The organism is Microbacterium resistens NBRC 103078, from assembly GCF_001552355.1.
Classification (GTDB): domain Bacteria; phylum Actinomycetota; class Actinomycetes; order Actinomycetales; family Microbacteriaceae; genus Microbacterium; species Microbacterium resistens.
Map to the genome: position 1 here is coordinate 1 of NZ_BCRA01000160.1, position 7,018 is coordinate 7,018.

The window sequence follows — 7,018 nt, forward strand, 5'->3', positions numbered from 1 at the left end:
GCCGCCGCCGGGACCACCCCCACACCCGCCACGGCGAGCACGGCCAGCAGCGGCAGCCGCAGCACGACGACGAGCAGGTCAAGCACGATCGCCAGCGCGGCGACGCCCAGGGCGATCACCACGGCGACGGGGCGCGTGGACTCCAGCGGCGCGGATCCCAGCAGCACCTCCTGCCAGGCCTGCGCGAACAGCGGCGGCAACGCCCGCGCCGCCTCCGGCGTCGGGAGGACGCCCGCGAGCGCCTCGGCGCGGAACTCCAGGACCGTCAGCATGACGGACGCGGCCAGCGCCTGCCCGGCCAGCACCACGGGGATCATCGCTGCGCGCGGGCGTCCGCGCAGGAGGAGCCGTAGCGCCACGCCGGCGACGAGCACGCCGAGTGCGACGCCGAGCGCGTCCGCGCTCCAGCGGCCCGCCTGGATCACGCCGAGCAGGGGCCAGACGGCGACGGCGAGGCAGAGGGCCGTGATCAGGGCGGCGCCCACGACGCCCGTGCCTCGCTCTGCGCCGGCGCCGCCGGTCGCGTGGGGCGAGGAGAGGACGGGCCCCTGCCAGGCGGCGGAGGATCCCTGGTCACGGGCGGGCACGGCGGCCCCCTTCGGACACGGGCGTGGGCACGGCATCGGCCCAGGAAGCGGCGACGTCCTCGTCCAGGCGACCGGTGAGCCAGCCCTGGGAGGCGGCCGCCTCCAGCGCCCGCGGTGCGGGGTCCGTCGCCAGCAGGATCGGGGTGGCGGCGCCGCCGTGCGGGAAGACGCCGGCGCTGTCGGTCCCGAGCGCCCCGGTCACCACCACGAGCGGCCCGAGCAGGTGCCCGCCCACGGCCGGTGCCAGGTGGGCGTCGCGTTCACCGCTGCGCGGAGAGGTCGCCGCGAGGGCCACGAGGAGTCCGTCGCGATCGTCCTCGCCGCCGCGGAGCCGGCCCAGGAGCACTCCCGTGGCGTCGACGACGTCCACGGCGTAGCCGTGATCCGACAGATGCAGGGCGATCGAGGCGCAGGCGGACACCGCGCGTTCGAACGCGTCGTCCGCGGCGCCGCCGACGACGGACCCGGACGAGGAGCGCGGCCAGCGCACGCCGGCGCGATCCAGCACCACGACGGCGTCCGGGCTCGACTCCTGCTCCTCCTGGCGCACCATGAGGTCGCCGCGGTGCGCGGTGGCTCGCCAGTGGATCCGGCGCATGGAGTCCCCGGAGACGTAGCGGCGCGGAGACAGGTTGTCCGCGCCCTGACCGAGCCGGCTGGACGACGTCTGCGCGGTGCCCCCGGCGGCGCCGACGCGGTCGTGGAGGGGGGCGAGGGCGACCACCTCGGGGACCACCGTGATCGGCCGGGTCTCGCCGAAGTCCTGGCGACGGCGCACGAGTCCGAACGGATCGGTCGTGGTGAGCGTGAACGGGCCGAGCGACCAGAGACCGCGGCGCACGCCCTGGATCTCGTACGTCAGGGTCAAGGGCACCCCGTCCGCGGTCCGCTCCGTACGGTTCGCCCGCTCGGGCGGGAACGGCCCGGACGCGTCGCCGCGCACGGACGGCGGCAGCGCGTCCTGCCAGAATCCGACCGGCGGACCCGTCACGGACCGGAGGCCGAAGCGCACGAGCACGGAGGAGCTCTCGCCCACGGGGAGGAGGTCGGTCGCGATCGTGCGGGTCACGGCGCCGCTTCGGCGGGGGAGGGCCACCGCGAGCGCGGCGAGGGCGACGAGGGCGAACAGCAGCACGCCGAGGTACAGCAGCACGGGCGTGCCGAGCACGTTCGCCGCGACGACGCAGACCAGGCCCAGGACCAGCGCGGCGGCGCCGCGGCCGGTCAGCGGGCGGTGTCGGGGCGCCCGGCGCCGTCGTCCGCGCTTGTCGTCCGCCATGTCGCGTCCGTCCCTCCGCATCCGTCTCGCCGCGCGGTCGGTCAGCGGGCGGCGCCCACCGGCACCGGGGTGCGCTCGACGATGTGGGCGAGGGCCTGCTCGATCGGGCGGGCACCGGCGCGGTGCGCCCCGCGGGCGGGGATCAGCCGGTGCGAGAATACGGCGGGCAGCAGCTGGGACACGTCGTCGGGGATGACGAACTCCCGGCCGTCCAGCGCGGCGTGCACCTTCGCGGCGCGCACCAGCTGGAGGGTGGCCCGGGGACTCGCCCCCAGGTGGAGGTTCGGATCCGTGCGCGTCGCCTGGGCGAGCGCGACGGCGTACTCCTCGACGGCGGGGGCGACGTGGATCGAGCGCGCCCAGGCGATCAGCCCGGTGACGTCCGCGGCGGCCAGCACGGGCCGGATCGTGTCGAGCGGGTTGACCGTGTCGCGCTGTCGGAGCATGAGCGTCTCGGCGGCGGCGTCGGGGTAGCCCATCGAGATCCGCATCATGAAGCGGTCGCGCTGGGCCTCGGGCAGCGCGTAGGTGCCCTCCATCTCCAGGGGGTTCTGCGTGGCGACGACGAGGAACGGATCCGGAAGCGGGTGCGTGCGTCCGTCCACCGTCACCTGCCCCTCCTCCATGGCCTCCAGGAGCGCGGACTGCGTCTTGGGGGAGGAGCGGTTGATCTCGTCCGCGATGACGATGTGCGCGAACACCGCGCCGGGCTTGAACTCGAACTCGCGCTCCACCGGGTTGTAGACGCTCACCCCGGTCACGTCGCCGGGCAGCAGGTCCGGGGTGAACTGGATGCGGCGCACGGTCGCGTCGATGCTGGCCGCGAGGGCCCGCGCGAGCATGGTCTTCCCGACGCCGGGCACGTCCTCGATGAGCAGGTGGCCCTCGGCGAGCAGGCAGACCAGTGCGCTGCGCAGGGCCTGCTCCTTGCCGTCGATCACCTCCGCGACCGAGGCCAGGATGGCGGATGTCTGCGCGGCGAACGCCGCAGCGTCCATCGGCGTGGAGGAGGCTTCCATGCGGTCCCTTCCGGCGTCGTCCCGGGGCGCCCCGGTGCGCTGCTGTGATCCTACCCGCCGGCCCCCGTGCCGGACCTGGGAGACGGATGGCGTCCCTCCCGCGCCACCTGCCGTTCACCGGCGCGCGCCACGATGGCCCCATGCGCGCCCGTGACACCGCTCCGAAGCACCTCCGCATCGCCCGGATGATCCTGCGGGAGATCGAGGGCGGGCGTTATCGTCCCGGCACGCCGCTGCCCAGCGAGGCGATGCTCGCGGCCCGCTTCGGCGTCGCCCGGGGCACGATCCACCGGGCGCTGCAGGACGTGGAGGAGTCGTACCGGAGGGTGAGCCGGCGCGGCGCACGGTGGTACGTGCACGAGGCGCCGCGGATGCAGGACGTCACCGAGCTGCGCTCGTTCGGGCAGTGGGCGCTCGCCACGGGCCTGCGCCCCGGCGGGCGGACGGTGCGCAGCGTGGAGGGGCGGGCGACGGCCGAGGAGGCGCGGGAGCTCGGCGTGGCCGATCGCGCGCCGGTGCTGCGGATCACGCGGGTGCAGACCCTCGACGACGTGCCGGCGATGGTCAAGCGCACGACCTACCCCGCGTGGCTGATCCCGCTGCTGTCCACCCTTCCCGAGGACGCCCGGTCGATCATGGAGGTCGTCGAGCGCGAGGGCGGACCCGGCCTCGCCCACGGCGAGCACCGGATCTCCGCGATGGCGGCGACGCCCGAGGACGCACGGCTGCTGGAGTCGCCGAGCGCCACGCCGCTGCTGCGCGTCGAGCGGACCGTGCGCACCGTCGACGGTCGTCCGTTCGAGCTCAGCGACGACCGCTATCTGGGGACGGTCACGGCGTTCAGCCTCGTCAACGCGGCCCCTGGGCAGTGGCGGCGGGGCCGCGACCGGGCCCGCACCGCCTGAGCGCCCGCGGCCCGTTCTGACACCCCGGCCGAACGGTCAGGCCGGGTGCGGGAACGTTCACCGCGCGGCGAGGAGCCGTGCAGCGCCCGGTCCGCCGGCGGTGATCCGCCGTTCCTTGACTGACCCTGTCGCGCATCGCGCGCGGCCGATTCGGACAGGGAAGGAACGCATCTCATGACCATGCGCATCACGCGGAGCGCCCGACGCGCGGGGACGGCTCTCGCCGTGACCGCGACGGCGGCGGCGCTCACGGCGGGGCTCGTCGCCGTGCCGGCCGCGCACGCCCAGACGCCGGCCACGGCATCCGCCGAGGTCGCCCCGGGCGACGTCGTCCTCTCGGAGGCCTTCGACGACGGCACGCTCCCGGACGGGTGGAACGCGATCGCCGGGGACTGGAAGGTCGCGGACGGCCGGCTCGTCGGCACCAGCGGGGCCCAGGACGCGAAGATCACCTTCGGGTCGCACCTGAAGGACTTCGCCTTCGACGTGGACGTGCGCTTCGAGCAGGCCGCGGACAGCGCCCGCTGGCTGTCGCTGCTGCTGGACGCACCCGCCGACGGCTCCCACCCGTGGCAGCAGGCGGCCCTGCGCAACGGCTCCAACGCCGCGAACGGGGTGGAGTTCGCCCAGCGCACGCCGGCGGACGCCTGGAACGTCACCGACACCGGGTCCACCGCCGAGGCGATCGGGATCGGCACGGACGCGCACCTGCGCGTCGAGGTCCGCGGCGGGCGGGGCACGTGGTTCGTCGACGGGGTCGAGATCATGTCCACCCGTCAGCTGGTCCGCACCCAGGACGGCGTGATGGGGCTCATCGCGAACCGCTCCACCGTGAGCTTCGACAACGTGGAGATCACGGCGCTGGAGCCGGCGCCGCCGATCGACCTCGTCCAGCCGGGCGACACCGGGATCGTCGCCGCCCACCGCGGCAACTCCTCGGTCGCCCCCGAGAACACGATGCCCGCGTTCGTCTCCGCGTCCCGCGCCGGCGCCGACCTCTTCGAGATCGACATCGCCCTGACCAAGGACGGCGTGCCGGTCGTGATCCACGACGACACCGTCGACCGCACGACCGACGGCAGCGGGGCCGTGCGCGACCTGACCCTCGAGCAGATCCGCGCGCTGGATGCCGGGTCCTGGTTCTCCGACGCGTTCGCGGGGACCCGCATCCCGACCCTGGACGAGGTGCTGACCTATGTCGCCGGGGGCGGCGCGGACCTGCTGCTGGAGTACAAGGGCGACTGGGACGTCGCGCAGACGCAGATGACGGTCGACATGATCAACGCGCACGGCGTCGCCGACCGCACGTTCGCGCAGAGCTTCAGCGCCCTGACGGTGGGCAACATCGCCGCGGTGGCGCCGGATCTGACTCTCGGCTGGCTGGTCGGCGAGCTGAACCAGGACGTGATCGACCGCGGGATCGCGCTCGGGGCGGACGCCGTCAACCCGAACAGCGTCACGGCCGAGTCCGTCGCGGCCGCCCACGCCTCGGGCGTCGGCGTGTTCGTCTGGACGGTGGACAACGCCCAGCAGTGGCAGACGCTGACCGCGTACGGCGTGGACGGGATCATCACGAACCGCCCGGACCAGCTCGTCGGCTGGAACCTCCGCTACAACCAGCACCGCCCCGAGGAGCCGGAGCAGCCGGAGGAGCCCGGTGAGAACGAGCAGCTCATGGCCGTGGAGATCCCCGAGGGCGGCCCGAGCGTGCCCAGCGGCGAGTTCACCTGGCGGTTCAGCTCCCAGGACGTCGTCTCGCTCGGCACGGCGACCGCGCTCGGCGACAGCCTCGTCGCGCAGGGAGCGCTGAACGACCTCCTCGTCACGGACACCCGGTCGGCGCCGGCCGGCGCCTGGGCGCTCACCGCGAAGGCCTCCGGGTTCGTCGCGGGCGAGGAGGAGTTCTCCGCGGAGTCGCTCGGCTGGTCCCCGTTCGTCAAGCACCCCGGTGCCGACGCCCAGCCCGGCAAGACCGTCCGGCCGGGGGAGAACGGCGGCCTGTCCGTGCCGTCGCTGCTCGCCTCCTCGGACAGCGACGAGTTCAAGGGCACCGACACCGCCACGATCGGAGCCGGCCTCGACCTGCGCCTGCCCGTGGGTCAGGCCGCCGGCGACTACACCTCGACGCTGACGATCACGGTCGTCCAGTAGCACGGCTGGGCCTGCGGGGCGGGCGCTCCGCCCCGCAGGCCCTCCGACGATCCCGCAAGGAAGGACAGCAACGCATGAACCGCACCCCCTTCGCCGCCCGCGCGGCCCTCGTCCTCGTCCTCGCCGGCTCCGCCGCCCTCACCGCGGCCCCGGCGGCCGCCGCCGCGGAGACCCCCGCCGACGAGGCGCAGGGCGTCGCGTGGAGCATGACGCCGGTGATCACCGCCGTCGGCGAGGAACGCACCAACTTCGCGTACGCCGTGGACCCCGGGGCGCGCATCGACGACGCCGTCCTCGTCCGCAACTCGGGCTCGACCGAGCTCGTCCTGGCCGTCCAGGGAGCGGGCGGCGAGACGACCAGCGAGGGAGCGCTCGACTTCGCCCGGGCCGGCGACGAGACCCCGGCGGACGCGATCGGATCCTGGATCGCCCCCGCGACCGAGAGCGTCACGATCGCTCCGGGCGCCCAGGCGCGCGTCCCGTTCTCGGTCACCGTCCCCGCCGACGCGGCACCGGGGGAGCACGCCGGGGCCCTGCTGACCGTGCGGCAGCAGACCGGCGACGTCGTCTCGGTCGACATGCGCTACGCCACGCGCGTCACCGTCGCCGTCTCCGGGGAGCTCACCGCGGGACTCGGCCTGTCGGACACGGCGCTCCAGGTGCAGACCGGCTTCTGGCCCTGGGAGCCGGCGTCCGCGCAGGTGGGCTACGCGGTCACGAACACGGGGAACACCCGGCTGTCCGGTCCGCAGCAGGTGGACGTGCAGGGCGTGGCGGTCACCTCGGTCACGGACGGCTCCACGGGGGTCCCGCAGCTGTCGGAGCTGCTCCCGGACGCCGCCGTCCGGGTGGACGCCCGGATCGACGGGATCCCGGCGTGGTCGCCGTTCTTCACCGCCTCGATCGCCGTCGCGCCCACGGTCCTGACCACGGTCTCCGGCGACGTCCCGGTCGTCGAGCAGGCGACCGCGCGCGTGACCGCCGTCGCCGTGGCGCCCGGCACCTGGGTGCTCGCCGCCCTCCTGGTGGGGATCCCGACCCTCGTGCTGCTGCGGTGGCGCCGGCGCGGCGCCGGGG

General features: G+C 74.9%; 5 protein-coding genes and 1 pseudogene. 3 read left to right on the top strand and 3 right to left on the bottom strand.

Annotated features, from left to right (window positions below; all coding sequences use genetic code 11):
- From MR1_RS18030 to MR1_RS18040, 3 genes and pseudogenes are all read right to left on the bottom strand, one after another.
- Window positions 1-587, bottom strand: a pseudogene (locus MR1_RS18030) (transglutaminaseTgpA domain-containing protein); the annotation flags it as partial.
- The gene (locus MR1_RS18035; RefSeq protein ID WP_067250333.1) at window positions 574-1,866 is read right to left on the bottom strand and encodes a DUF58 domain-containing protein; all 1,293 of its coding nucleotides are present in this window, start codon (window positions 1,864-1,866) and stop codon (window positions 574-576) included. The gene MR1_RS18035 and the pseudogene MR1_RS18030, both read right to left, overlap by 14 nt.
- Window positions 1,867-1,907: 41 nt before the next feature.
- Window positions 1,908-2,885, bottom strand: a complete 978-nt coding sequence (locus MR1_RS18040; RefSeq protein ID WP_067250336.1) for an AAA family ATPase — start codon at window positions 2,883-2,885, stop codon at window positions 1,908-1,910.
- 140 nt (window positions 2,886-3,025) lie between these two features.
- Here MR1_RS18040 and MR1_RS18045 point away from each other — a divergent pair, with 140 nt between their 5' ends.
- The 3 genes from MR1_RS18045 to MR1_RS18055 all read left to right on the top strand — a co-directional run.
- A complete protein-coding gene (locus MR1_RS18045) occupies window positions 3,026-3,790 on the top strand; it encodes a GntR family transcriptional regulator (protein ID WP_067250340.1) in 765 nt (254 codons plus the stop codon).
- Between the two features lie 174 nt (window positions 3,791-3,964).
- Complete coding sequence (locus MR1_RS19565; RefSeq protein ID WP_084344900.1) at window positions 3,965-5,941, top strand: glycerophosphodiester phosphodiesterase family protein; 1,977 nt, start codon at window positions 3,965-3,967, stop codon at window positions 5,939-5,941.
- A 74-nt stretch (window positions 5,942-6,015) separates the two neighbouring features.
- A partial coding sequence (locus MR1_RS18055) for a WxL protein peptidoglycan domain-containing protein (RefSeq protein ID WP_067250345.1) occupies window positions 6,016-7,018 on the top strand: 1,003 nt, incomplete at its 3' end.